21 protein-coding genes are annotated in these 23,517 nt (G+C 72.2%); 9 read left to right on the forward strand and 12 right to left on the reverse strand.

The features are described 5' to 3' along the window. Nucleotides 1-100: 100 nt before the first annotated feature. A complete protein-coding gene (locus tag WME95_RS41905) occupies nt 101-556 on the reverse strand; it encodes a helix-turn-helix domain-containing protein (RefSeq protein WP_437545959.1) in 456 nt (151 codons plus the stop codon). Between the two features lie 109 nt (nt 557-665). After that, nucleotides 666-2,510, reverse strand: a complete 1,845-nt coding sequence (locus WME95_RS41910; protein ID WP_437904850.1) for an ABC transporter ATP-binding protein — start codon at nt 2,508-2,510, stop codon at nt 666-668. 188 nt (nt 2,511-2,698) lie between these two features. Between WME95_RS41910 and WME95_RS41915 the strand changes: the two genes are divergently transcribed. Continuing rightward, nucleotides 2,699-3,076 carry a hypothetical protein gene (locus WME95_RS41915; RefSeq protein WP_437545963.1) on the forward strand — a complete coding sequence of 126 codons (378 nt, stop codon included), beginning with the start codon at nt 2,699-2,701 and terminating at the stop codon, nt 3,074-3,076. Between the two features lie 489 nt (nt 3,077-3,565). Next, a complete protein-coding gene (locus WME95_RS41920; protein ID WP_437545965.1) occupies nt 3,566-4,078 on the forward strand; it encodes a hypothetical protein in 513 nt (170 codons plus the stop codon). Nucleotides 4,079-4,113: 35 nt separating this feature from the next. Here WME95_RS41920 and WME95_RS41925 read toward each other — a convergent pair whose 3' ends face one another. Continuing rightward, the gene (locus tag WME95_RS41925; RefSeq protein ID WP_437904851.1) at nt 4,114-5,346 is read right to left on the reverse strand and encodes a choice-of-anchor L domain-containing protein; all 1,233 of its coding nucleotides are present in this window, start codon (nt 5,344-5,346) and stop codon (nt 4,114-4,116) included. A gap of 170 nt (nt 5,347-5,516) precedes the next feature. Further along, the gene (gene argS / locus WME95_RS41930; protein WP_437904852.1) at nt 5,517-7,250 is read right to left on the reverse strand and encodes an arginine--tRNA ligase; all 1,734 of its coding nucleotides are present in this window, start codon (nt 7,248-7,250) and stop codon (nt 5,517-5,519) included. Nucleotides 7,251-7,364: 114 nt separating this feature from the next. On the opposite strand from argS, the gene WME95_RS41935 reads away from it, so the two are divergent. Together WME95_RS41935 and WME95_RS41940 are read left to right on the forward strand one after the other, a co-directional pair. Continuing rightward, on the forward strand, nt 7,365-9,542 hold the full coding sequence (locus WME95_RS41935; protein WP_437904854.1) for a serine/threonine-protein kinase: 2,178 nt from the start codon (nt 7,365-7,367) through the stop codon (nt 9,540-9,542). A gap of 161 nt (nt 9,543-9,703) precedes the next feature. Then, nucleotides 9,704-10,024 (forward strand): hypothetical protein, encoded by a 321-nt coding sequence (locus tag WME95_RS41940; protein ID WP_437545973.1) that lies wholly within the window; start codon nt 9,704-9,706, stop codon nt 10,022-10,024. A 430-nt stretch (nt 10,025-10,454) separates the two neighbouring features. Here WME95_RS41940 and WME95_RS41945 read toward each other — a convergent pair whose 3' ends face one another. Together WME95_RS41945 and WME95_RS41950 are read right to left on the reverse strand one after the other, a co-directional pair. Then, nucleotides 10,455-11,834, reverse strand: coding sequence for a GH1 family beta-glucosidase (locus WME95_RS41945; RefSeq protein ID WP_437904855.1), 1,380 nt, complete (start codon nt 11,832-11,834; stop codon nt 10,455-10,457). Between the two features lie 57 nt (nt 11,835-11,891). Next, on the reverse strand, nt 11,892-12,095 hold the full coding sequence (locus WME95_RS41950; protein ID WP_437904857.1) for a CopZ family metallochaperone: 204 nt from the start codon (nt 12,093-12,095) through the stop codon (nt 11,892-11,894). Between the two features lie 94 nt (nt 12,096-12,189). Here WME95_RS41950 and WME95_RS41955 point away from each other — a divergent pair, with 94 nt between their 5' ends. Further along, nucleotides 12,190-12,963 carry a helix-turn-helix domain-containing protein gene (locus WME95_RS41955; RefSeq protein ID WP_437904859.1) on the forward strand — a complete coding sequence of 258 codons (774 nt, stop codon included), beginning with the start codon at nt 12,190-12,192 and terminating at the stop codon, nt 12,961-12,963. Between the two features lie 23 nt (nt 12,964-12,986). Beyond that, the gene (locus tag WME95_RS41960) at nt 12,987-13,415 is read left to right on the forward strand and encodes a membrane spanning transport protein (RefSeq protein WP_437904860.1); all 429 of its coding nucleotides are present in this window, start codon (nt 12,987-12,989) and stop codon (nt 13,413-13,415) included. A gap of 79 nt (nt 13,416-13,494) precedes the next feature. Here WME95_RS41960 and WME95_RS41965 read toward each other — a convergent pair whose 3' ends face one another. After that, a complete protein-coding gene (locus WME95_RS41965) occupies nt 13,495-14,721 on the reverse strand; it encodes an ROK family protein (protein ID WP_437904862.1) in 1,227 nt (408 codons plus the stop codon). A gap of 855 nt (nt 14,722-15,576) precedes the next feature. Here WME95_RS41965 and WME95_RS41970 point away from each other — a divergent pair. Further along, complete coding sequence (locus WME95_RS41970) at nt 15,577-16,281, forward strand: Kazal-type serine protease inhibitor family protein (RefSeq protein ID WP_437904863.1); 705 nt, start codon at nt 15,577-15,579, stop codon at nt 16,279-16,281. 79 nt (nt 16,282-16,360) lie between these two features. Here the strand turns inward: WME95_RS41970 and WME95_RS41975 are convergent, their stop codons facing one another. After that, nucleotides 16,361-17,104 (reverse strand): hypothetical protein, encoded by a 744-nt coding sequence (locus tag WME95_RS41975; protein WP_437545986.1) that lies wholly within the window; start codon nt 17,102-17,104, stop codon nt 16,361-16,363. A 356-nt stretch (nt 17,105-17,460) separates the two neighbouring features. Between WME95_RS41975 and WME95_RS41980 the strand changes: the two genes are divergently transcribed. Then, nucleotides 17,461-17,802, forward strand: a complete 342-nt coding sequence (locus WME95_RS41980; protein WP_437904864.1) for a hypothetical protein — start codon at nt 17,461-17,463, stop codon at nt 17,800-17,802. After that, complete coding sequence (locus WME95_RS41985) at nt 17,799-18,380, forward strand: hypothetical protein (protein WP_437904865.1); 582 nt, start codon at nt 17,799-17,801, stop codon at nt 18,378-18,380. Before WME95_RS41980 ends, WME95_RS41985 begins: the two co-directional genes overlap by 4 nt. A gap of 84 nt (nt 18,381-18,464) precedes the next feature. Here WME95_RS41985 and WME95_RS41990 read toward each other — a convergent pair whose 3' ends face one another. The 4 genes from WME95_RS41990 to WME95_RS42005 form a co-directional block, all read right to left on the reverse strand. After that, on the reverse strand, nt 18,465-19,382 hold the full coding sequence (locus WME95_RS41990) for a metallophosphoesterase (RefSeq protein WP_437904866.1): 918 nt from the start codon (nt 19,380-19,382) through the stop codon (nt 18,465-18,467). Nucleotides 19,383-19,685: 303 nt separating this feature from the next. Further along, a complete protein-coding gene (locus WME95_RS41995) occupies nt 19,686-20,789 on the reverse strand; it encodes an alpha-hydroxy acid oxidase (RefSeq protein ID WP_437904867.1) in 1,104 nt (367 codons plus the stop codon). 214 nt (nt 20,790-21,003) lie between these two features. Further along, complete coding sequence (locus tag WME95_RS42000; RefSeq protein ID WP_437904868.1) at nt 21,004-22,038, reverse strand: expansin EXLX1 family cellulose-binding protein; 1,035 nt, start codon at nt 22,036-22,038, stop codon at nt 21,004-21,006. Between the two features lie 57 nt (nt 22,039-22,095). Next, nucleotides 22,096-23,460 carry a hypothetical protein gene (locus tag WME95_RS42005; protein WP_437904870.1) on the reverse strand — a complete coding sequence of 455 codons (1,365 nt, stop codon included), beginning with the start codon at nt 23,458-23,460 and terminating at the stop codon, nt 22,096-22,098. Nucleotides 23,461-23,517: the final 57 nt, after the last annotated feature.

The following is a 23,517-nucleotide window of genomic DNA, read 5'->3' on the forward strand; positions in this document are numbered from 1 at the left end:
GCGGGGAACATCGGTTGGCGGGGACAGTAACAGAGGTCTCAGGCGCGCGGAAGCCGTCGCCAGCGCGGACCGGCGCCGCGGAGCGCGCGAGGCGGGTCTATCACTTTCCGGAACGACGGCTCGACGGCGGAGTAATACGCCCTGAAAAAGCGCGCTCCGGGCGGGGCGACTTGGGCGGAGCCGCCGGGCGTGCGCGCTCCGGATCTTCGCTGGCGAGGGCGAGCATTGCTTGCTTTCTCGGTGAATCGTCAGGCTCCATGAGCAGAAAGAGGATCGCGCTCTGGAGCGTCTCCTCGGCCTGGTCAAAGCGCTCTGCCACGATGGATCCGACAGGGCTGCGCCCGTCGCCGGGGAGCAGGAGGCGCGGCTCGCACTGGAGCCCCTGGGCGATCAGGCCTAGGGCGCCGAGCCCGAGATCCCGCTCGCCGCGCTCGACCTGCCGCAGGTACGTGGCCGAGAGCTGCGCCCGCTCCGCGAACTCCTGCATGCTGAGCCCACGGAGCAACCGGAGGATGTGGACCGCCTGGCCGACCTCCTTGGGGAGCGTGTCGCGCATGAGCGCGAGCCTAGCAGGCAGAGCTCGCCTGAGCCCCCGAGAAGGCAGACCGCCCCGCGTGAGGAGCGCGCCCGCTCGCCGGCGCGCCGAACGCGCCGCGCCGGCGGCGCTACAGGTACCCTTCGGCCTGCAGCGCGAACATGCGGGCATAGCGCTGGCCGCGGGCGACGAGCTCGTCGTGGGTGCCCTCCTCGACGATGCGCCCGCCGTCGAGCACGACGATGCGGTCGGCCATGCGCACGGTCGGGAAGCGGTGAGAGATGACGATGGTCGTCCGCCCCTTGGACAGGGACCGGAACCGCTGGAAGACCGCGTGCTCGGCCTCGGCGTCGAGCGCCGCGGTCGGCTCGTCGAGCACGAGGATGTCCGCCTGCTCGCGCATGAAGGCGCGCGCGAGCGCCACCTTCTGCCACTGCCCGCCGCTCAGCTCGAAGCCGCCCTTGAACCAGCGCCCGAGCTGCGCGTCGAGGCCCCCGGGCACGACCGTCACGACCTCGTCGGCGCCGCCCTCGGCGACCGCGCGCGCCACGCGCGGCTCGTCCGCGAGGTGCTCGACGCTGCCCAGCCCGACGTTCTCGCGCAGCGTGAGCTGGTATTGGTTGAAGTCCTGAAAGACGACACCGATCCTCCGGCGGAGCGCGTCGGGATCCCAGGCGCGGAGATCCTTGCCGTCGAGCAGGATTCGCCCCTCGGTGGGCTCGTACAGCCGCGCGAGCAGCTTGATGAACGTGGTCTTTCCGGCGCCGTTGTGCCCGACGAGCGCCAGGCTCTGACCGCTCGGGATGTGGAGATCGATCCCCCGGAGCGCCCAGCGCGACTGGCCAGGATACCGGTAGCCGACCCCCTCGAACCGCACGCCCCGGTCGCGCGCGCCGCCTTCCGCCAGCGGCGCAGGCGCGTCTCCGCGGTCGGCCGGCAGGGGCGCAGGCGCGTCTCCGCGGCCGGCCTGCGGCGCGGGCGGCTCGCCGGTCGGGATGGACAAATACTGAAAGAGGTTCGACATGTAGAGGTTGTGCTCGTACATGCCGCCGACGCCGGCGAGCACGGCCTGGAACGCCTGCTGGCCTTGCCGGAAGGCGGCGACGTAAAGGACCATCTCGCCGAGCGAGAGGCGCCCCGCCGCGGCGCCGGCCGCCATGGCGCCATAGCAGCCGTAGAACGCGGCGGTACCGAGGAGCGACAGGCCATAGGCCCACCCGGCGCGGCGGACCGCGAGGGCGCTGTCCTCCCGGTAGAACGACGCCGCGAGCGCCTTGTACCGCTCGAGGAACGTCGGCCCGAGCCCGAAGAGCTTCACCTCCTTGGCGTGGCCGTCGTTGGCGAGCACGTACTCCAGGTAGTTGAGCCGGCGGGCCTCGGGAGAGCGCCAGTTCCGGAGGCGGAACGCCGCGCCGGAGAAGCGCGCCTCGGCGACCGTGGCGGGGACGGCCGCGAGCACGAGCGCGAGCACCGCGAGGGCGCTGAACCCGACGAGCAGCGCGGCGTACCCCGCGAGCGTGATCAGGTTCTGCACGAGGGAGAAGCTCTCGGTCACGACGGCGGCGGGGCGGGACGACGCCTCGCGGCGCGCGCGGGTGAGCTGGTCGTAGAACTCGGGGTCTTCGAAATGGACCAGCGAGAGCGAGAGCGCCTTCTCGAGGATCATCCCGTGGATGTCGATCGAGAGCCGCGCGCCGAGCAGCTGCCGCGTCAGCGAGAGCCCGCGCTGCGCGAGCGCGAGCGTGGCCACGAGGCCGAGCTCGACCGAGACCCACACGAGCGCCGCGCGCTCGTCGCGGGCGACCACCGCGTCCGTGATCGCCTTTCCCACGTAGGCCACCCCGAGCGGCAGCGCCGCCGCGGCGAGCGTGAGCGCGCCGAGGGCGACGCTCGCCGCCTTCGACGAGCGCCAGACGAGCTGGAGCGTCCGTGGCGTGTAGGCAAAGCTGTCCCGCAGGCGGGAGAGGCCGAGCATGGACGGCGGATTCTAACCACGCCGCAGCGCTCCGCCCGCAAAGACCGGCGAGGGCGCGAGGGCTGAGGGACGCGAGCGCGACGATCACGGGCGGCCGCGGTCGCGGGCGCGCGGCGGGCGAGCGGATGCGGTGGCGGACGCGCGCCCGGCGCGGTATCCCGGGCCTCCGAAAGAAAAGGAGGCTCTTCATGTCGAGCATGTCCACGTTGACCATGGGCTACGGCGCGCTGCTCACAGCGCTCGGCGTCGGCGGATTCGCGGCGACGAGCGCGCCGACGGCGCTCATCCCGGCCGGCTTCGGGGTCGTCGCGATCGGGCTCGGCCTGCTCGCGCGACAGGAGAAGTACCGCATGCACGCCATGCACGCGTCGGCCATGGTCGGCGTCCTCGGCTTCCTCGGCTCCGCCCGCGGCCTGACCCAGCTGCCGACGCTGCTCTCCGGCGGCGACGTGGCGCGCCCCCCGGCCGTCATCGCCCAGTCCGTGATGGCCGTCCTCTCGGCGGGCTACGTCGCCCTCTGCGTGCGATCCTTCATCACGGCGCGCCGCGCCGCCGCCCGCACCTGAGCGCGACGCGCGCCGCCTCGCGTGAGGAGCGCGCCGCCCCGCCACGCGGCGCGCGCCGCCTCGCGTGAGGAGCGCGCCGCCCGTGAAGGAGCCCAGGCGCGCCTTCTCAGTCCCCTCTTCCCATCGCCGTCCAGCCGGCGCGCTCGGTGCGGTCCTGTCGGGCGCGAGAGCCATCGAGCGGCGCGCTCCTGCCGATCCGTAGAGAACGGCCGCTGCGGCCCCTCTCGCGTGGCGCGTGGTGGATGAGCCCCCTCCCCTCTCCTCACCCGCCTTACTCTGCACGTCCCATCTCTGCGTGTCCGATCTCCGCGCGTCGGATCAGGGCGCTCGCACGCCGAGGACCACTTCATGTCGATTATTTGACAATCCGGACCACCAGTCCGGAATGCTATAAATCCGCGCGCAAAAAGCCAGATCGGTGCCCTCGATGCCCGTGCATGATGTACTGTCATCGTCACCAGACCATCAACTACGAGAAGAGCGAGCACCATGCTTCGACGCGTCATTGCATTGGGGCTGACGGCGCCTTTTTTCCTTTCCTGCGAGGGGAGTGGTGGTGTCATCCAGATCTGGAATTGCGAGGAGTGCCTCAAGGGCTGGACCTGCACGGCGGACGCCTGCATCCCCCCGCACTGCAGCAATGACGTCACGGATGAGGACGAAGGAGAGACGGACCGCGACTGCGGCGGCTCGTGCAAGCCTTGCGGCTTCGGCGCCTCGTGCGAGACGGGCATCGACTGCAAGGAGGGCGTGTGTCGCCTGGGGGTTTGCCAGGCTCCGACCTGCGTCGACGGCGTGGCGAACGGCTTCGAGACCGGCGTCGACTGCGGCACGCGCTCGTGCCCGCTCTGCCCCGCGGGCGAGGCGTGCCTCACCGGCGAGAACTGCGGGTCCGGCGTGTGCAGGGAGCGTGTCTGCCAGCCGCCCTCGTGCGACGACGGGGTCCTGAATGGAAGCGAGCTCGCCGTGGATTGCGGCGGGGACTGCCGGACGTGCCGGTAGCCCGGAGCGCCCGCCGTGGGAAGAGCGCCCTCGCCTCAGAGGAACTGGACCACGGGCACCGTCTCCAGGCTGACCGTGCCGCCGGTCGCGATCCAGCGGAAGCCATCGATGAGCGCGGTCGAGTCGAAGCGATCGTCGCCGGTGTCGAACAGGATGAACCGGAGCGAGATCTCCTCGCCGCCATGCACCGGCGCGCGGGTCTTGAGCCACCGGGTGCCGCCGTCGCGGCGCGGGCTGAACCCCGTCCCCACGAGCTCACTCGAGCCGAGCGGACATCCGTCGCAGACATCGAAGAACGCGATATTGACGCTGACCGGCCTTCCCTCCCCGTCGAACGAGAGATTGCCGTTGTACGACCCGGGAGGCGCGGGCGTCGCCAGCGCGACGAACTGATCGTTGAAGTCCTCGCAGACCCACTCCGGGTATTCGAACGTATAGAACTTGAAGAGGAACTCGTAGCCGGTCGCGTTCGTCGGCGCGCGGAGGACGACCTCGAGGCCGACGTCGTCGTTGATGAAGCTGGACGGAGGACAGGAAGGGTTGTCCTGAGGGAACCCGGGCGGCGCGGAGCCGGGACCATAGCTCGCGCAGCTCCCGGACCAGCAGGCGTCGGGGTGGCCAGGCAGGCGTGCGCTCCCCGTCGATAGCGCGAGCAGGCGCGCGCCGCCCTGCACGTGCACGTTGGGGCCGAACCCATCGAAGAGGCCAACCGCGGGCGACCGCTCTGCAGGCGAGCCGTCCCCGCGGACATACCTCGCGGAGAGCACACCCCACCGCCTGTCCTCGCGGGACGCCACGGCGCAAAGGTCGATCGCCTTGGCCCCGTTCGCCGGATCGAAGTCCTCCAGCGAGAGGCCCTCGTCGCACGGCGGCGGCACGTCGTCGATCACCCCGTTGCAATCCTCGTCCGCCGGCGCGGGGATCTGGCCGCTCGCGTCAGGCTCGGTGACCTCGACTTCGATCGCGCCTGGATTCACATTTCCATCAACATCGTTGCAGTCGCCCTCCGCGGGCGTGAACCCGTCCCCGTCGCCATCCACGTTGGGATCGGTGATGGGGATTGCGTCACCGGGTCCCAGCCCTGGCTCGCCCGGCTCATCGAGCCCGCCGGGGCCGTCCTCGCCGAGGGTCCCCGAGGGCTCCTCGCGCCCGTCTCCCCCACCCCCCTGCACGGACGCGCCGCCCACCGCGGAGCACCCGAATGCGACGGCGAGCACCGCCATCACGGCCATGCCGGCGCAGGGGAGAGCCAATCGTTGTTCGATCATGCTGCACTTTGCCAGAGAGAACGGACCGACGTCGCGCGCAACCTCGAGCGGGCGAGCGCAACCTCGGTTCGAATGCGCGGACAGGCACGCGCAGCTCAGGCAGGTGCGCATCCTCGGGCGGACGCGCGATCGCCGGACGCAGGCAGGGTCGGGCGCCGCTGCCTGACGCGCTACATCCGCTCCGGCGCCTCGATCCCGAGCAGGCCGAGGCCCTTCGCCAGCACCTCCGCCGTCAGATCGCAGAGCGCGAGGCGCGAGCGGCGCACGTCGTCGCTCTCGGCCCGGAGCACCGGGCAGCGCTCGTAGAAGCTCGTGAACGAACCGGCGAGCTCGAACAGGTAACCGCACAGGCGGTGCGGCTCGAGCGTGGCCGCCACGTCCTCCAGCACGGCGCCGAACCGGAGCAGCTCCAGCGCGAGCGCCCGCTCCGCCGGCTCGCTCAGCACGATCCCGGCCTCGCGCGGCGACTCCACGCCGGCCTTCCGGAAGATCGACCGGATGCGGGCGTGCGCGTACATCAGGTAGGGCGCCGTGTTCCCCTCGAACGCCAGCATGCGATCCCAGTCGAACACGTAGTCCTTGATCCGGTCGCTCGAGAGATCGGCGTACTTCACCGCGCCCACGCCGACCGCCCGCGCCACGGCATCGGCGGCCTCGGCGTCGAGCTCGGGGTTCTTCTCCCGCACCACCTTCGACGCGCGCTCCGTGGCCTCGTCGAGCAGGTCCGAGAGCTTCACGGTGTCGCCGCTCCTCGTCTTGAACATCTTCTTGTCGGCCCCGAGCACCGAGCCGAACGCCACGTGCTCGGCCCGGGCCGGCGGCGCGAGCCAGCCCGCCTCGCGCGCGGTCGCGAAGACCATCGCGAAGTGCTGGCTCTGCGGCGCGCCGACGACGTAGACGATCCGGCGCGCGCCGACCGTGGTGAGGCGGTGGCGGATCGCCGCGAGATCGGTCGTGGCGTAGCCGTAGCCGCCGTCCTGCTTGCGCACGATGAGCGGCAGCGGCTCGCCGCCCTTGCCGGTGAAGCCGGCCGGGAAGACGCAGAGGGCGCCCTCGCTCTCGCGCGCCAGCCCCTTGCGACCGAGCTCCTCGATGACGTCGGGCAGCATCGGGTTGTAGAAGCTCTCGCCGGCGAAATCCGCGTCGGTCAAGGTCACGCCGAGGCGGCGGTAGACCGACTCGAAGTAGCGCGTCGACTCGCGCACGAGCTGCCGCCAGAGCGCGAGGGTCTGCTCGTCGCCCCCCTGCAGCCGCACGACCCGGCGGCGCGAGCGCTCGGCGAACGCCGCGTCGCCGTCGAACTTGGCGCGCGCCTGCCGGTAAAACGCGTCGAGATCGCCGACCGAGAGCTCCTGCGAGGCCGCGGCCTCGCCGAGATCGAGCATGTGCTCGATCAGCATGCCGAACGGCGTGCCCCAGTCGCCGAGGTGGTTCTGGCGGATCACGCGGTTGCCGAGCGCCTCGAGCACGCGCGCGAGGGCGTCGCCGATGATCGTGCTGCGGAGGTGGCCGACGTGCATCTCCTTCGCGGCGTTCGGGCCCGAGTAGTCGACGATCACCGTCTCGGGCTCGGCCGCGGGCGCGATCCCGAGCCGCCCGCCGCCCGCCGTCTCGGCGAGCTCGCGCGTGAGGTACGCGTCCTCGAGCGTCAGGTTCACGAACCCGGGGCCCGCGATCTCGACCTTCCGGCAGATCCCGTCGAGCTGCAGCGCCGCCACGATCGCCGCGGCGACCTCGCGCGGCGGCTTGCCGAGGCGCTTGCCGAGCGCCATGGCGGCGTTCGCCTGGTAGTCGGCGTGGGTGGAGCGGCGCAGGGAAGGATCAACCGCGGCGTGCTCGGCGCCGAACGCGGCGGTGATCGCCGCCTGGAGTGCGCGGGCGAGGGCGTGGACGGGATCGGCCATGGCGCATCCTTTGGCCCGGGCGCCCGGCCAATTCAATAGGCAAGCCGGCGCGGCCACGCCACATCAGCCCACCTTTGACAAAAATCGGGGTAGGCCGGACAGTTCACGCCCCACGTGAGCGCTCCCCCGCCCCCTGCCCCCGGCGATCCGCCGCCCGCCGCGAGCAACGCGCTCGCGGAGAGCGCGGCGGCCCAGCTGGTCGGGACGGTCCTCTCGGACCGGTACCGGATCGTGGAGCTCGTGGCGACGGGCGGGATGGGCGCGGTCTACAAGGCCGAGCACCTGCTCCTGCGCAAGTGGCTGGCCGTGAAGCTCCTCCTGCCCGCGGCGAAGGGCTCCCCGGAGCTCACGGCGCGCTTCGAGCGCGAGGCGATCGCGGGCGCGCACATCCAGCACCCGAACATCGCCTCGGCGACCGACTTCGGCACCCTCCCCGACGGCTCCCGGTTCCTCGTGCTGGAGCACGTCCGCGGCACGACGCTCGATCGCATCATCAAGAAGGGCCCCTTGCCTGCCCCGCGCGCCGCGGAGATCGCGCGGCAGATCGCGGCGGCGCTCGCCGCGGCGCACGAGCGCGGCGTCATCCACCGCGATCTGAAGCCGCGCAACGTCATGGTCGAGGACGGCACCGACGCGGTGAAGCTCATCGATTTCGGCCTGGCGAAGGTGCCGATCGAGCGCCTCTCCACGACGGACGCGCACAGCAGCGAGGCGCGGCCCGACGCCGGCCGGATCACGCTGAGCGGCATGGTCTTCGGCACGCTCGCGTACATGGCGCCCGAGGCGGCGCAGGGCATGGATCACGTCGACGAGCGCTCCGATCTCTACGCGCTCGGGCTCATCCTCTACGAGATGCTCGCCGGGAAGCACCCGTTCGACGCGATCCTGCCCGTCGAGATCTTCCGCGAGCAGCTCCACACGGCGCCGCCGCCGCTCCGGCTGCGCGCCCCGGGCACGGCGGCGCCGCGCGAGCTCGAGGCGCTCGTGATGCGCATCCTGCGCAAGGACCCGGCGGAGCGCCCCGCGAACGCCCGCGCGCTGCTCGCGGCGCTCGACGCGGCCGTGCCGAGGTCCGAGGCGCTCGGCCTCCTCCCCTGGAAGGAGCCGCTCTCGAGCGGGTCGTGGCGGCTCAGCGACCCGCTGCGCGCGATCCCGCACGCCATGCCGCCCGAGCTGCCGGCAGGGCAAGACCGCGCGGGCGCGGCCGGCGGCGCTGCGGCCAGGGGAGCCGCCGCTGGCGGCGCGGCGACCGGCGGCGCCGAGGCCGATGGGTTCGACCTGCAGCTCGGGGCCTCCGGCGCGGGCGGCGGGGCGCCCGGGAAGGCAGCGCGCGGGGCGGCAGGAGGCCGGCCACGAGCGAGAGGGCGCGCGTGGGGCTGGATGCTCGGGGTGGCCGCCGTGGCCGCGATGGGCGCGGCGGGCGCGCTGCTCCTCGGCCGGCTGCCCGCGGGCGCAGGCTGGCTGCGCGCGGGCGCCCCGGCGGCCGCCGGCCCGGAGCTCCAGGCGGCGCCCGCGGCGGCGCAGACGGCCCCCGCCGGGGCGCCGGCCGTCCAGGCGCAGGATGCCCTCGGCACCCCTCTGCAAGCCCCCTCCGAGGCGCCCGTCGCGAGCGCCTCGGCCCCCGGGTCGGCCGACGTCGCGGCGGCGCTGGACGCGGGCGCGGCGGCGCTGGACGCGGGCACGGCGGCGCCGGACGCGGGCGCGTCGGGCGCGGCGCTCGCCGGCCCGGAGCCGCTCGAGGGCGCGGGCCTCCCGGCCGAGCGCGAGCGCCTCGTGGCGACGGTCCGGGCGAAGCGGTGGGGCGACGCGGAGAGCGCGCTGCTCACGCTGCTCGAGAAGGATCGCGCCGCCTTCGAGCAACGCGACGTGATGACGGCCGCGGCCGCCGTCGCCGTGAAGAGCTCGTACCGGACCGACGGCCGCGCGGACGCGATCTTCGACGCGCTGGAGAGCCGCCTGGGCCCGGAGGGCCTCGACATCGCCTACGAGATCTGGAGCGGCTACGGGGGCACGCAGGGCGGAAAGCGCGCGGCGGCGCTGCTCCGCCGCCCCGAGGTGCTGAAGCGCGCGAGCGTCCCGCTGCGCATCGCCGTGGCGCTGCGCGAGGCCCCCTGCCGGCGCAAGGAGGCGCTCTTCGAGCGCGCGGCGCTCGAGGGGGACGCGCGCGCGCTCGTGTTCCTGGAGATGCTCCGCTCGTCGCAGTGCCAGCCGCGCATCGGGCAGTGCTGCTTCCACCACCACGAGGGGCTCGAGCGCGCGGTGCGCGCCCTGCGGGACCGGCTGCGCTTCTGAGCCGACCGCGCCCGCGTGGCGCGGGCTCCCGGCGCGACGCGGTCCCGAGGGCCGCCGAGATGGGCTAGGCTCGCGCCCCCGCGTTCCACGGCGCCCAGGAGGCCAGAGCACGGCGACGGGGCGACAGGCGGCGCGCGGACGACAAGGACGAAGGATCAGGAATGAGCGACAAGACGAATGAGGAGATCTACAGGGCGTATCTGCTGGCTTACGCGTGCAGCGGCGACGCCTCGAAGGTCGCGGTGCTCCAGGACGCGCGCCCGCTGACGGCGGTGGTCGCCGCCGCGCTCGCCCTGGCCGAGCGGGACCGCCAGGCGAGCGAGCCGCCGGACACGTGGGATTCCCTGAGCGAGCGCCTGCAGGCCATGTTCGATGGGTTCGATCCGCACGGGTACGACCTGGCGGGCGGAGGCGACGAGTCGCTCGAAGACGAGGACGAAGACGACGAGGACGAAGACGGCGACGAGCCGATCGCCTCCTGAGCCGACCGAGGCGCTTTATCGAGGAGCGGGCCGCGCAGCAGGCGCCGGCGACACGGCCATTCGCCCGGCGATCACGGGCGGATGGCCTTTCCTCACGCCACCTTCGCTCTCGGGTCGGCGGAGCTCACGACCATCCCATCCCGCGTCTGGGTCGCGACGTTCGGTGGTGGGGTGCTATGGCCGAAGATGGTGTCTTTTGAACGCCAGAAGACGCCAGAGAACGCCAGAAGACGCCAGAGAACGCCAGAAGACGCCAAGAAAAAAAACACAGAAATTTTGGCGTCTTCTGGCGTCTTCTGGCGTTCTCTGGCGTCTTCTGGCGTCCTGCTGTTCCGTCATTCGAGCAGGGTAGGGTGAGTACCCCACCACCCGCCGTTCAGCCGGCTCGTGTGCCGCAGAGTTCGAGGCGCGGCGCGCGACGCTGCCCCGCTCACCCCCCGAGGGTCGCGCCGTTCGAGGCGATGACCTCACGATACCAGTGAGCCGAATCCTTGAGGACGCGCCGGCCCGTCGGGTAGTCGACGAAGACGAGGCCGAAGCGGTGCTTGTAGCCGTGAGCCCACTCGAAGTTGTCGAGGATCGACCAGTGGAAGTAGCCGTTCACGACCGCGCCCTCGGCGATCGCCCGGCGGAGCTCGATCAAATGACGCGCCATGAAATCGATGCGCTGGGGGTCGTGCACCTTCCCGTCGAGCGAGATCCAGTCCCGGGTCGACAGGCCGTTCTCGGTGATCACGATGGGCCGCTTGTACCGCTCGTAGAAGAATTTGGGCCCCCAGTAGAGGCACTCGGGGGTGACCGACCACTCGAACGCGGTGATCGGGTGTCCCACCGGGTGGGGCACCACCTCGGCTGCGCCGTTCGCCCCGGCGCGCACCGGGACTCCCCAGTAGACGTTCACGCCGCAGAAATCGACCGGCTGCGCGATGATCTCCATGTCGCCGCTCCGGACCTCGGGCAGCTCGTTCGCGAACAGGCGGAGCCCGTCCTCGGGGTACCTGCCGAGGAACACGGGATCCATCCACCACGTGTTGGTCCACGTGGTCCGCGCGTTCACCGACCAGGTGGCCGCGCGCGCCGCCTCCAGATCCTCCGGCGACGAGGTCGCGGGGTATTTCACCTGCGCGACGGGCGCATAATAGACGTTGCACCTCCCGGGGCTCGCCGCGCGGATGGCCTGCACCGACTTGCCGTGCGCGAGCAAGACGTGGTGGCAGATCCGGAGCACCTCGGCGAAGCGCAGCCGGTCGCCGGGCGCGTGGCGCCCCTCGTAGTGGCCGGCGCCGGCGAACACCTGAGGCTCGTTGAGCGTCATCCAGTCCTTCACCCGATCGCCGAGCTTCCTGACCACGACGCTCGTGTACTCGGCGAACCAGTCCGCGCTGTCGCGGTTCAGCCACCCGCCCTTGTGGTAGAGCGCGAGAGGAAAGTCCCAGTGGAACAGCGTGATGTGGGGCTCGACGCCCGCCTCGAGCAGCGCGTCCACGAGGCGATCGTAGAACGCGAGCCCGCGCTCGTTGACGGCGCCCGTGCCCTCCGGGAGGACGCGCGGCCACGAGGTGCTGAGTCGATAGGCGCGGAGGCCGATGTCGCGCATGAGGGCGACGTCCTCCGGGTACCGGTGGTAGTGGTCGCACGCGACGTCGCCCGTCTGGCCGTTCCACACGGCGTCCGGCTTCCTGCAGAACATGTCCCACACGGACGGCCCCTTGCCGTCCTCGTGCGCCGCGCCCTCGATCTGGTACGACGCCGCGGCGGCGCCCCACAGGAACCCTTCCGGAAAACCCTCTTCGCTCTGCTGTCGCGTCATGGTGGCCGCCACCATACCAAAGGCGGCCGCGTTTCGGCGCCGCGGCGCACCGCGGCGTCAGCCAGCGTCGCGCGCCTCGTAGCCGGCCTCGCGCACGGCCGCGAGGAGGGCATCCGCCGCCGCGCTCCCCTCGACGACCGCCTCTCCGCGCTCGAGGCTCACCTCGCTCACCCGCGTCACGCCAGGGACCTTCGCGAGCGCCTTCGAGACCGCCTGGACGCAGTGGCCGCAGGTCATCCCTTCGATAACGATTCTGCGCATCTCCTCCCTATGCCCGCTCGAGGCAGCAGCGTCAACGAGGGCACGCGGGTTGCGCCGGTTGCGGCGTCCACGCCCGCGTGATGTGCTCTCGAGCGTGACTGCCCTCGAGCACACGGCGCTTGTCGGCCACGGCGGCGTGCACATCGTCGAGGGCGCCGGGGGGACGCGCCGCCATGCGCTCCACCTGGTCAAGCTGGTGGTGCCGGTCGAGGGGCCTCTCGAGATCGAGGCCGAGGTCGGGCGGCCGTTCGAGGTGCGCGCGCCCGTGCTCACCGGCGCCGGGGTCGCCCATTCCATCGGCTCTCCCGGCGCGACGGTGACGACCTTCCTTGCGCCCGAGGGGCTCGGCGCCGGCGCGCAGGCGGCCGCCCGCGGGCGGGTGCTCGTCCTCGAAGGCGCGCAGGCCGAGCGGGCGCGCGCGGCGGCGCGCGACGTGCTCCGCGGCCGGCTCGATCACGCGGCGACGCATGAGCTCATGAGGGCGTGCGCCGGTGCATTCGCGCCGGGCGGCCCGCAGGTCGATCGCCGCGTGCTCCGCGCCATGCGCCGCCTGGCGGAGCAGGCGCCGGGCCGCCCCGCGCTGGGCCCGCTCGCCGCCGCGGACGGCCTCTCCCGCTCGCGGCTCTCCCACCTGTTTCACGGCGCCTTCGGCCACCCGCTGCGCGATTACGTGACCTTCCTTCGCGTGCTGACGGCCATCCGGGCGCTCACGGACGGCACCCCGCTGGCGCAGGCGGCGCTCGCCGGTGGCTTCCACGACCAGGCCCACCTGACCCGCGCGATCGTCGCCACGCTGGGCCGCACACCGGGCTCGATCGCTCGCAGCCGCTTCGTACAAGCCGAGGCCACACGGCCGGGCCCATGGTGATCCCCTGAACCCAAGGAGGATCCATGCCCCCCCGCGCTGTCGGCGCAGCCCGCGTCGCCCTCGGCCTCATCGTCCTGCTCGGCGGCATCAACGGATTCGTGCGCATCGTGCCGGTCCCCGAGCCGCTCCACCCGTTCGTCCAGCTGCTTGTCGACAGCGGCTACATCTACGCCGTCAAGGTCGTCGAGATCGCCGCCGCGGTCCTGCTCCTCCAGGGCCGCCGCCGTCCCCTCGCGCTCGCGCTGTTATGGCCGGTCGTGGTGAACATCGCCCTGTTCCACCTGCTGCTCGACCCCCGCGCCGGCATCAACGCCGTCGTCCTCCTCGGCCTGCTCGGCGCCCTCACCTGGCATGATCGCCACGCGTTCGCGCCGCTCCTCGCCGAGGGGCGGTCCGGGTCGACCATCCCGAAGGGCGACCCGGCGCGCGGAGAGCGCGCCTCGCTCGCCTAGAACCCGAGCCAAGTAGAGGTTCGGGAAACCAACAGAAGAGAAGAAGACCGCCGGCGGACCCGCGCGGCGGCACCGGTAGCTACGGCGCGCTGTCCTGGAGCACGCCGTCGGGCACGAGGCGGAGCGAGCGAACCGCGCCCTCGCGCGCGAGCAGGAGGGCGCCGAGCACGCCGGCCTCGCCGCCCAGCGGAGAGGCGACGACCGGCACGTCCGCGCCGCGGACGGCGTGGCGCGGCAGCTCCTCGCGCACGCCGGCAAGCAGGATGTCGGGCGCGGCCAGCAGCTCGCCGCCCAGCACGATGAGCTGGGGGTTGAGCAGGTTCAGCAGGACCGCGATGCCGCGCGCGAGCTGCGTGCCCGCGTCGTGGAAGATCGCGCGGGCGCTCTCGTCGCCGGCGAGCGCCGCGCTCGCGATGGCGCTGACGGCGTGCGGGCGGGCGAGCGCGGCGAGCTGGGGTGAGCGCGCCGACGCCGCCTCGGCGGCGCGCCGGAGCGCCATGACCGAGGCGAACGTCTCCAGACATCCGCGGCGCCCGCAGCCGCAAAGAGGGCCGTCGTCCGCAACGCGGCAGTGGCCAATCTCCCCGCTGTACCCCTGCATCCCGAAGAACAGGCGTCCATCGGCGACGAGGCCCGCGCCGACGCCGAGCCCGACGTAGATCCACACATACGACGCGTGCCCCCGCGCCGCGCCGAGCTCCCCTTCCGCCACCGCCGCTGCCTGAGGCAGGTTGTACACAGGCACCTGCATGCGAAGCGCGCGGCTGAGCTCCGCGCGCACAGGGAACCGCTCCCAGCCCAGGTTGGGCGCAAGCACGCAGACCCCGCTCGGCCGCTCGATGAGCCCAGGCAAGACCGCGCAGGCGCCGCGCAGCCGCTTCCGCGGCACCCCACTCAGCTGCAGCACCTTCGGCAGGAGCTCGACGATATCGCGGACCGTCCGGTGCGGATCGCGCAGGACGGTGGGCTGCTCCAGCCGCGCCCGCAGCCGCCCGCGGGCGTCGGCCACGGCCACGGCCGTCTGCTCGACACCGATCTCGATGCCGAGGAAGGCCGCGCTGTCGTCGTTGAACTCCAGGAGCCGCGCTGGGCGCCCGCCGCGCGATTCGGTCCCGACATCGCGGACGCTGCCGCTGTCGAGGAGCTCCTCGATGATGGCCGAGACCGTCGGCTTGGTGAGCCCGCTCAACCGCGCGAGGTTCGTGCGGGAGATGGGGCCGTGCTCTTGCACGAGGTCGAGGACGAGGGAGCGGTTGAGCTCCCGAGGGGTGCGGTTGTTCGCCGTCTTGTCGTTGGCACGGACCATTCGAGCAAAACCAGACTTAGCCGTCCTCGCGCAGCAAAAGCAAGGGGAGTCGCAGCCGAGCTGTCACGAAAGCGCGCGCGGCGAGCGCTCGTGGTCTCCCGCGCTTCTCCGCGCGTCACCCGTGGTTCCCCACGCCTTACGCGTGGTTCCCCGCGGTTCCGCCCTCTCCCCGCACGTCTTCCCGCTTGATCTCGTCCACCCCGCGCGTCGCTGCCTCGACGCCTCTCCACCCCGCGGCGCGTCAGCTGTTTATGTCAGCATCACAATCGTCGCTGCCCGGACGGCCACCGGCGCAGCGCCCCTCCCGCCTTCCACGTAGCAAACTGCCCCGCTTCGGGGGATGGGCTCCTACAGCCCGCACCTCCGTGTGGCGGAACGCCGCATCGCCGCATGTGAGGTAGAAAGCGGGAGCGCGCGGTCCTCTCGGCGTCCGACCCGCCCGGACCTGGCGATCGCCCCGCTCCCCGCTCCCGCGACGCCGCGAAGTCCCGCGGCGGGCGGGCTCATCTCTTCTCCCAGGGAACACCGATTGCAAACGGCGACAAGCGGTGAATGACAGAGGCAGACGCGCATCGGCAACCGACGTTCAACGAACGACAAAAGGCAAACGCGGGAAGCGAGCAGACACCGAGTCGATGAGCGCAGGCGCCGTGGGGCGTGAAGGAGAGCGATCGTCAAGGCGATGCAGTCCGGACATGCCGACGCACTGTCGCCCCAGGTCGAGCCAGGGCTCGACGCGTTGGAGGACACGGTGACATCGCGCAGCGACGCGTTTCCCAGCTCGCGCGCGATTCGCCAATGCCGAGGAGACGCCCGGAGCGCCGGGCCGCTTCCTCACGAGGAGTTTTCACGATCATGAAGATGGCAGATGTTCTGGGTGCGGTGTTCGCTGTGACGCTCGCCGCCTGCACGGCGACATCCGAGGACGCCGAGGTCGCGGATCTCGCGGATGCGGAGGAGGCCGGGGCCGCGGAGGGCGCGCTCGCGGTGAGCGACGTGGCGGCAGTACCGGCGTATTTCGAGCGCGAGAGCGGCTTCACCCGCGCGCGGCCCGGCGGCATGTGCGGGGGCATCGCCGGCATACGCTGCGCGGCGGGCCTCTATTGCGACTTCGCCCCCGAGGCGAGCTGCGGCGCGTACGACCGGAGCGGCGCGTGCAAGCTCATGCCCGACGCGTGCCCGCAGGAGTACGATCCGGTGTGCGGCTGCGATGGCCGCACGTACAGCAACGGCTGCGTCGCGGCCACGGCCGGCGTCTCGGTGAGGAGCGCGGGCGAGTGCGGCCCCACGATCGTGGGGATCGGCGAGAGCTGTGGCGGCTTCACCCTCGGCGGGCCGCGCGTGTGCGGCGAGGGGCTCTACTGCAAGTACGCGCCCTCCGCGATCTGCGGGCGCGCGGACGCGTCCGGCACCTGCGCGGAGAAGCCCGAGGTGTGCACGAAGGAGCTCGCGCCCGTGTGCGGCTGTGACGGCCAGACGTACGCCAACGCTTGCACGGCGGCCGCGAGCGGCACCTCCGTCGACGCGCGGGGCGCGTGCGCGGACGGGCCGATCGAGTGAGCGAGATCGCCGCCCCGCTCCGCGGCGGCCCGCTCCGCGGTGGATCGAGCGCGAGGAGCGCGGGCGGCGCGGCGCGCGTTCACGGCTTCTTCTCGACGGACTGCACGTCGAGCTGGATGAATTGACCGACGTACGGCTCGGGCGCCGGGGGGACGCCGTCCACGACCAGATGCTTGAAGTTGGCGATGCTGGTGTGATTCGGATCCTCGCCCTTGAAGGACACCTTGGATCCGCCCCGGATCGGAATGGTCTTCGTGTGGTCGATCTTGAACGTGTCGTGCCCCACGGTGGGGTTATCGTTGAGCCAGTAGACCTCGGCCGGGTCGGAGACAGAGATGCTGTAGCGGTTGTACGTCGCGTTGTCGGGTGTACCGCCCACGCGGAAGTGATTGCCGTCGGACGTGCCGCCCTTGTAGGTCTCCGGCTCGACGACGCCGCGGAGCCGGACGGTCACCAGATAGACCGTGTCGGGCGAGCCGCCGAACGTCTTGGTCTCGTCGACCAGCGCCGAACACGGACACTCGTCGCTGTTGCCCGGGTCCCGGTCGCACGGCATCTCCCAGCGGAAGCCGTCGATGCTGTCGGCCGCGGCGAGCAGGTTTTCTTCTTCGCCGCCGCTGCCACCGGCGCCGCCGCTGCCGCCGGCGCCGCCGCTGCCGCCGGTCCCGCCGCTGCTGCTGCTGGAGCTCACGCTGCTGGAGGCGCTCGTGCTGGCGGCCGTCGAGGCTCCCCCGCCCGAACCCGCAACGCTCGTCGTGCTGGAGCTGGACTGGTCGTCGGCAGGGGGGTCGGCGTCGGAGCCGCAGGCAAGAAGGAACAACATCGCAGGAGCTACGATCAGAGAGACTCTCATTTTACACCAGTCCGGCGAGGGCGCCGGCAGTTAAGGCTGGGGACGCGAAACGTGGTTGCTCAGGGTTCGCGCCTCGTTCGCGTGGCCAGTTCAGGTTCGTGAGCGGCCCGGTACCCTACCGGACGAAGCCAAAGGAGGATGGGCGCGACCCCAAATGTGAACGTTCACATGTCGGGCGTCAATGCGAATCGACCGACCCGCGGGGTTCCTCGAGCGCGCGGGGGGCGAGACCGAGGACATGGGCCTGCGCTCGCGGTAGGATGCCATGGCGTCCGGGGGCCCCGCGCTCCGTCGCGCCGCCTTCACGCTTTGCAGCGAGGTTGAACGTGAGATCGTGGATCTCTGCCCGTCGAATCCTGTGCGTCATCCTGGTCGCGCCGCTCGCCCTCGGGATGGGCGTCAGCGAGCAGGAGTTCCTGTGCGAAAACGCGGCTGCGCATCTCGAAGAGTGCTGTCCGTCGTTCGCCGCGACTCCCGCGCTCTGCCAGCAGAACGTCGGCTGTAACGGGAACGAGGAGCTGTGGCTCACCGCCGACGAGAGCCGGTGCATCCAGGAGAGGGAGTGCGGCGATCTCGTCGCGAGCAACGTCTGCGAGCAGGCGGCCGCGCGCATGAAGCTCGCCGAGGGGGGGAGCGCAGGCGTCGCGCGCCCGGTGGTGTGTCGATGAGGCGGCGTATCCGCTCGTCGAGCCGGCGATGGGGCGGCGCGGCCGCGCTCTGCGGGCTCCTCGCCCCGGCCCTCGCCAGCGCGCAGGAGGCGCCGCCGGCCGCGCCGCCTGGGGCGCCCGCACCCGAGGGCCCGGCGGGGTGGAAGCGCGGCTTCGGCGTCAAGCTGCACGCCGGGGGCTCGTGGCAAAGCTTCTATTCCCTCGCCATCTATGGAGCGAGCTTCGGGGCCGCCGCCGGGGGCACGCTCGAGCACGTCGCGCTCTGGGGAGGATTCGAGGGCTTCGTCGGCGTTACCGAGTTCGGCCTCCCCGCGCGCATGTTCCGCCCGAGCTTCGCGGTGGAGACCCACCTCGGCGATTTCCGGCTCGGCGGAGGCGCTGGCCTGCTCCTGCTCGCGGTGACCCGCGCGACGTCAACGTCGTCCATGACCTCGACGGCGTTCGGGTTCAGCGGGCACCTGAGCTACGACCTCGTCACCCTCGATCAGCACGCGATCTACCTCGAGGCTCGGATGAACGTCGATCTCGCCTCGGCGATCCTCTGGGGGCCCTCGGGAGCCCTGGGCTTCCGCTACTGATTCTACCCACCAGGAGTCCGGCCAACCGATCGCTGGCAGGATCTCTGACCTGCGCAACCAGGGACGGCCTTTGGCGCTGCGGCGCTACGGCTCTCCGCCGCCGACGCTCCCCTCGCCGTGCCGGTGCACCCGCGCCCGCCGCTCCCGGTTCCTCGCCACCTTCGCCGCGCGGCTCGCCATGAGCTCCGGTGTCGGCTTGCGCCCGAGGTGCGGCACCTGCTCCGTGTGGTGCTCGTCGAACGACCCCGGCTCGCTGCCGAGCTCGAAGACCGCGACCTCCCGCTGGCCCCGCTCGCCGAGGCGCAACGGCATCACCGCCGCGCCGATCCCCGCCCCAACGTAGACCGCCCCCTGGCCAGGCTCCCCCCGCTTGCGCGTGCCGTAGAGCCCGTGAATGTACCGGTGCCCCGCGATCTTGCCGATCGAGAGCTCGTTCAGGCGCGCGACCGTCACCTGGCCCGCGTGCGTGTGGCCCGACAGCACCAGCGGGATGCCATGGCGCCAGAGCCCGTCCGCCTCCTCGGCGATGTGCGAGAGGCCCAGCGTCGGCAGGTCGCGCCGCATCCCCTTCACCGCCTTCTCGAGCGACGCGTGGCCCGTATACGCGTCGTCGAGCCCCACCACCTGGAGCCGCTCATGGCCCAGCGTGATCACCGTGCTCGCGTTGCAGAGCACCGCGGCGCCGCCCCGCTCGAGCGCGCGCTTCACCGCGTCGGCGCCCGACCAGTGATCGTGATTCCCCAGCACGGCGATCACCGGCGCCTCGAAGCCGCGCACCACCTCTTCCAGCTGATCGAGGTAGAGCTGGCTGTGACACACGAAATCGCCCGTGAGCACGACGAGGTCGGGCCGCTGCAGGTTCGTCAGCGCGACGGCCGCGCGCTGCACCCGCACCGACGTCACGCGACCGACATGCTGATCGGTCAGGTGGGCAATCCGGAGCGACGACATCTGATCCAGGTAGGCCGCCGGCCCCGCAAAACGCCGGAGCCGAATCCCCATGGCCGGGTCCGCTCCCTCGGGCGCGGGCTCCCCCCCGGAGGCGCCAGCGCCTCGCGTGAAGAGCCTCCGCCACCGCTCCCTCGCAAGTACTGCGCTGCTCACGATGGCCGAGTGTACGGGTGAGGCTGAATGGCCGCCACCTTTTCTTTCGTCGAAGACGCCTTGACACCTCGATTCAGCGGACCGCGGCAATGCATCGACGTGACCGACGTGCGCGTCGCGATCGCCGCCGTCCGCCGCCTGGCCGCACGCGGGACAGCGCCGATCTTGGAAAACTCCGCGCTCGTGCGACTCAGGCATCCATCATCGCGCCTGAGCTCGTCGGACCAGGTCGCGATCGATGGATGCCAGGGTAGGACAGCCGGCGAGCGCCATGGCGATCGAGAGCTCATCGCGCAACCCCGCGAGCACGCGCGCGACGCCCTCGCCGCCGAGCGCGGCGAGCCCCCACAGGACTGGGCGTCCGACCAGCACCGCGCGGGCGCCGAGCGCGATCGCCTTCAGCACGTCGGTACCCCACCGGATACCGCCGTCCATCAGCACCGGGCACCTCCCGGCGACCGCGTCGGCGATCGCCGGGAGGGCCTCGATCGTCGCGGGGGCGCCGTCGAGCTGCCGCGCGCCGTGGTTGGAGACGACGACGCCGGCCGCGCCCGCCTCGAGCGCGCGGACCGCGTCGTCCGGCCTGACGATGCCCTTGAGCAGAAGTGGGAGCTTCGTGAGCGAGGCGAGCCACCCGACGTCGCGCCACGTCAGCGAGGCGTCATGTCGGGAGGCGACGTAGGACGCGAGGAGAGAGCCCCGCTCCTCGGCCGGGGCGGCCGCCGCGGCGTCGATGAGGTTCGCCATCACGAGCCCCTCGGGCAGCGCGAAGCCGTTGCGCACGTCCGCTATCCGGCGGCCGAGGACCGGTGTGTCGACGGTCAGCATCAGCGCCCGGTAGCCGGAGGACTCGGCCCGCTCGACGAGGGCGCGCGTGAGGCCGCGATCCTTGTGGACGTAGAGCTGGAACCACTTCGGCCCTGGAGACGCGCCCGCGACCGCCTCGAGGCTCGTCGTCGAGAGGGTGGAGAGCGTGAAGATGGTGCCGAGCTCGGAGGCCGCCCGCGAGGAGGCGATCTCGCCGTCGGGGTGCGCGAGGCGCTGATAGGCCGTCGGCGCCACGAGGATGGGGAACGGCACCCTCGTGCCGAGCACCGTCGTGCTCATGTCGCGCTCGGCCACGTCGACGAGGACGCGGTAGTGGATCTCGAGGCGGCGGAAGGCGCGCCGGTTCTCGCGGAGCGTGCGGCCCTCGTCGGCGCCTGATCGGTAGTAGTCATAAGCCATCTTCGACAGCCGGGCGCGCGCTGCGCGCTCGAAGTCGTCGACGGTGAGCAGCGACGGGGCAGGGCGAGGGTCTTGCACGGTGTTCTCCTGGAGATCCCGGCGGCGCGTCCCGACCGCAGGGGGCGGCCATCCTACCAGCTGGCCCCGCGACCAGCCGGCTGGCGAGCGCGCTTCCCCGCAGCCCGGCGCGGCCGCGGCGCCCGTGGGAGCTAGGCCGCGCCGGGCGAGGGGCGCGTCCACCACCGGGCCTCCGGGCGGCCGCCCTCGAGCACGGGGCGCGCGGGCCTCGGTCTCAGTTGCAGGCGGCGAACTGCGCGCTCGCGGGCTGGTTTCCGGCCTTGAGCTCCAGCATCGCTTCCACGGTGGAGCCGTTGATGTCGGTCGCGCGGACGTGATAGGGCGCATTCCCCATGTTCCCGTCGCCGACGACGAAGTAGTTGTACGACTGCCGCGTGGCCGTCTGCCACGTGCCGTTGATCTCCACCTCCAGCTTCTCGATCGGGTGCGCGTGCCCCTCGACGAGGATCTCGTTCCAGTACTTGTTGCTCGCGTCCTTGAGGCGGAAGGAGACGGCGCTCGTCGTCGGACAGGGGATGTACCGCCAGGAGATCTTCCCCGCAGCGCCGCCGTGGGTGGTCCCCAGATACCCCTCGCGCTCTTCGCCGATCTTGAGAAAGGCGTTCTTGCTGAGATCGATGTGGCCCGCCGTGCACTTCGGGTTCGTGGCGATCGGGCACTGGTCCACGACCATGGCCTGCACCTTGCGCCCGTCGTCCCGGGAGACCTCGACGCACGCGCCGCACATCGCCGCGGCGTTGTAGTCGGCGGTGTTCATGGCGGCGAAGTACTGGCCTCCGCCGAACGGGACGTGCCCGACGACGTCCGGGTTGCGCCCGACGATCGGGTAGCTGCAGTTCACCTCGGTCGAGCCCATGTCGAGCGTGTAGAAGGTGATGGAACCGTTCGCGTACTCCGCGGGATAGTCGCAGCTCACCGGCTCGCCGCCCGTTCCCGTCGAGGTGGTCGCGCCGGTGCTCGCGGCGCTGGGCTCGCCGCCGCCGCTCGTCGAGGAGGTGGAGCCGGTCGTCGTCGAGCTGCCCGGACCAGCACCTGCGCCCGTCGTGACGCCGTCCCCGCCCCCTGCGCCGGTACCGGCGCTGGCGCTGGCGCCGACCGCGCCCGCGCCGCCCGGCCCGCCGGCGGCGGACGAGGCGCTCTCCGCGCTGCCAGCGTCACCGCCGCCGCCGTCGCCGCAGCCAGCGACGCCGAGCGCGATCAGCGACACGAGCGGCAATGAAATGCCCCTGGGCATATAACCTAGCTTCATCTCGACTCCTTAAGATTTACGATAGGGATGGATTCGCGAATCCACGCGGTTGGCTTATCACGGCCCCGCGGCGCGCTGCTCGATGAAGGTGCCGGCCGCGTTCGTGTACGCGATCCACAGCGAGCCGCCGCGATCCGCCTCGATCGCCACGTGCTTGAACGACTTGCCCTCCACCGCGACGCAGCGCGCGTGAAACCGCCCTTCGCCGTCGAGCTGCCCGAGCTCGAGCGCGTGGCGCGCCCCGGGCTCGCGCGAGACCGGCCGGACCCGGGCCACGTGGATCGGCGAGACGCCCTGCGTGGCCGCGATCGGCGCGGGGCTGAGCCCGTTCGGGTAGAGCGACCAGACCGCGGGCATGTCGTCGCGCGGCGCCTCGTCGACGCGGATCGCCGCCATGCCGAACGCCGAGATGTCCTTCGCCGCCGGCAGGAGCACGTACGCAGGCCCCGAGGCGCCGATGGCGAGCGCGCCGCCCATCCGCGATTCCCCGGCGTCGCCGACGAAGACGACAGCGTCAGGGCCGAGCTCGAGCTTGCCTTCCGCCGTGAGCCCCAGCGTGCGGGCGTGCACCGGCGTCAGCGCCGAGCGGGCGTCGATATACATCGCCAGCGCGCCTCCCTTCCAGGGCGACAGCGCGACGAAGGTGGCGCCGCTGCCCTCCTCGGAGAGCGGCACGGCGGCCCCGTCGTCGAGCACGGCGAAGGCCTGCGTCACGGCGCCCTCGGTCGTCTTCCGATCCGAGAGAAAGGCGAGCAGCGTGTGCCCTCCGGGCAGCGCGACGGCGGAGATCCCCGTGCCGCGGCGCCCGGCGCCGATGGGCGGCCCCTCGCCGCCGCCGAGCGGGGTCCTCCGGATCGTGCCGCCGTGATCCATGCAGTACACGAACCGGGAGGCCACCACGCACGCCGGCCACGAGGCGCGCGCTGGATCGCCGCTGCCATCCCCGGCGTCGGTCGCGGCCTCCGCGGGCGGAGAGCCTGGCGCGGTGAGCCCGCCGAACGACGGCGCGACGTGCTGCGCCACGCCGTCGCGGTTGAAGATCACCCGGAAGTCGGCGCGCTCCGCCTCGTCGGGAGACCAGAGCAGCGCCGGCCCACGGAGCGAGAGCGAGAGCGGCCCTCGGCGCAGCGTGCAGCCTGCGCCCAGCGCGGCAGCGTCTGGAGCTGCCGCGTCTGGCGCGGCGGCGTCCGAAGCTGCAGCGTCTGCCGCTGCTGCGTCCGGTGCCGCCGCGTCCGCCACCTCCGCGTCCAGCGACGGCGCGCTCGGGGCGCTGGCCACGCTCGCGGTGGGCGCAACGGAGGGCGCCGGCGCCGCAACACCCGCGTCGGGCGCCGGCCCGGCGCCAGGTGCACCCGAGCCGTCACGGCAGGCGGCGAGCGCCGCCAACACGAGCACGCGCGCGCGCAGGGGGGGATAGCTCACCACCGCAGCCCGACTCCGAGCAGGGCCTGGATGTTCCCCGAACACATGCGGAAGCTA

Origin of the sequence: Sorangium sp. So ce327, assembly GCF_051530205.1 — a bacterium.
In the GTDB taxonomy this organism is placed as follows: domain Bacteria; phylum Myxococcota_A; class Polyangia; order Polyangiales; family Polyangiaceae; genus Sorangium; species Sorangium cellulosum_B.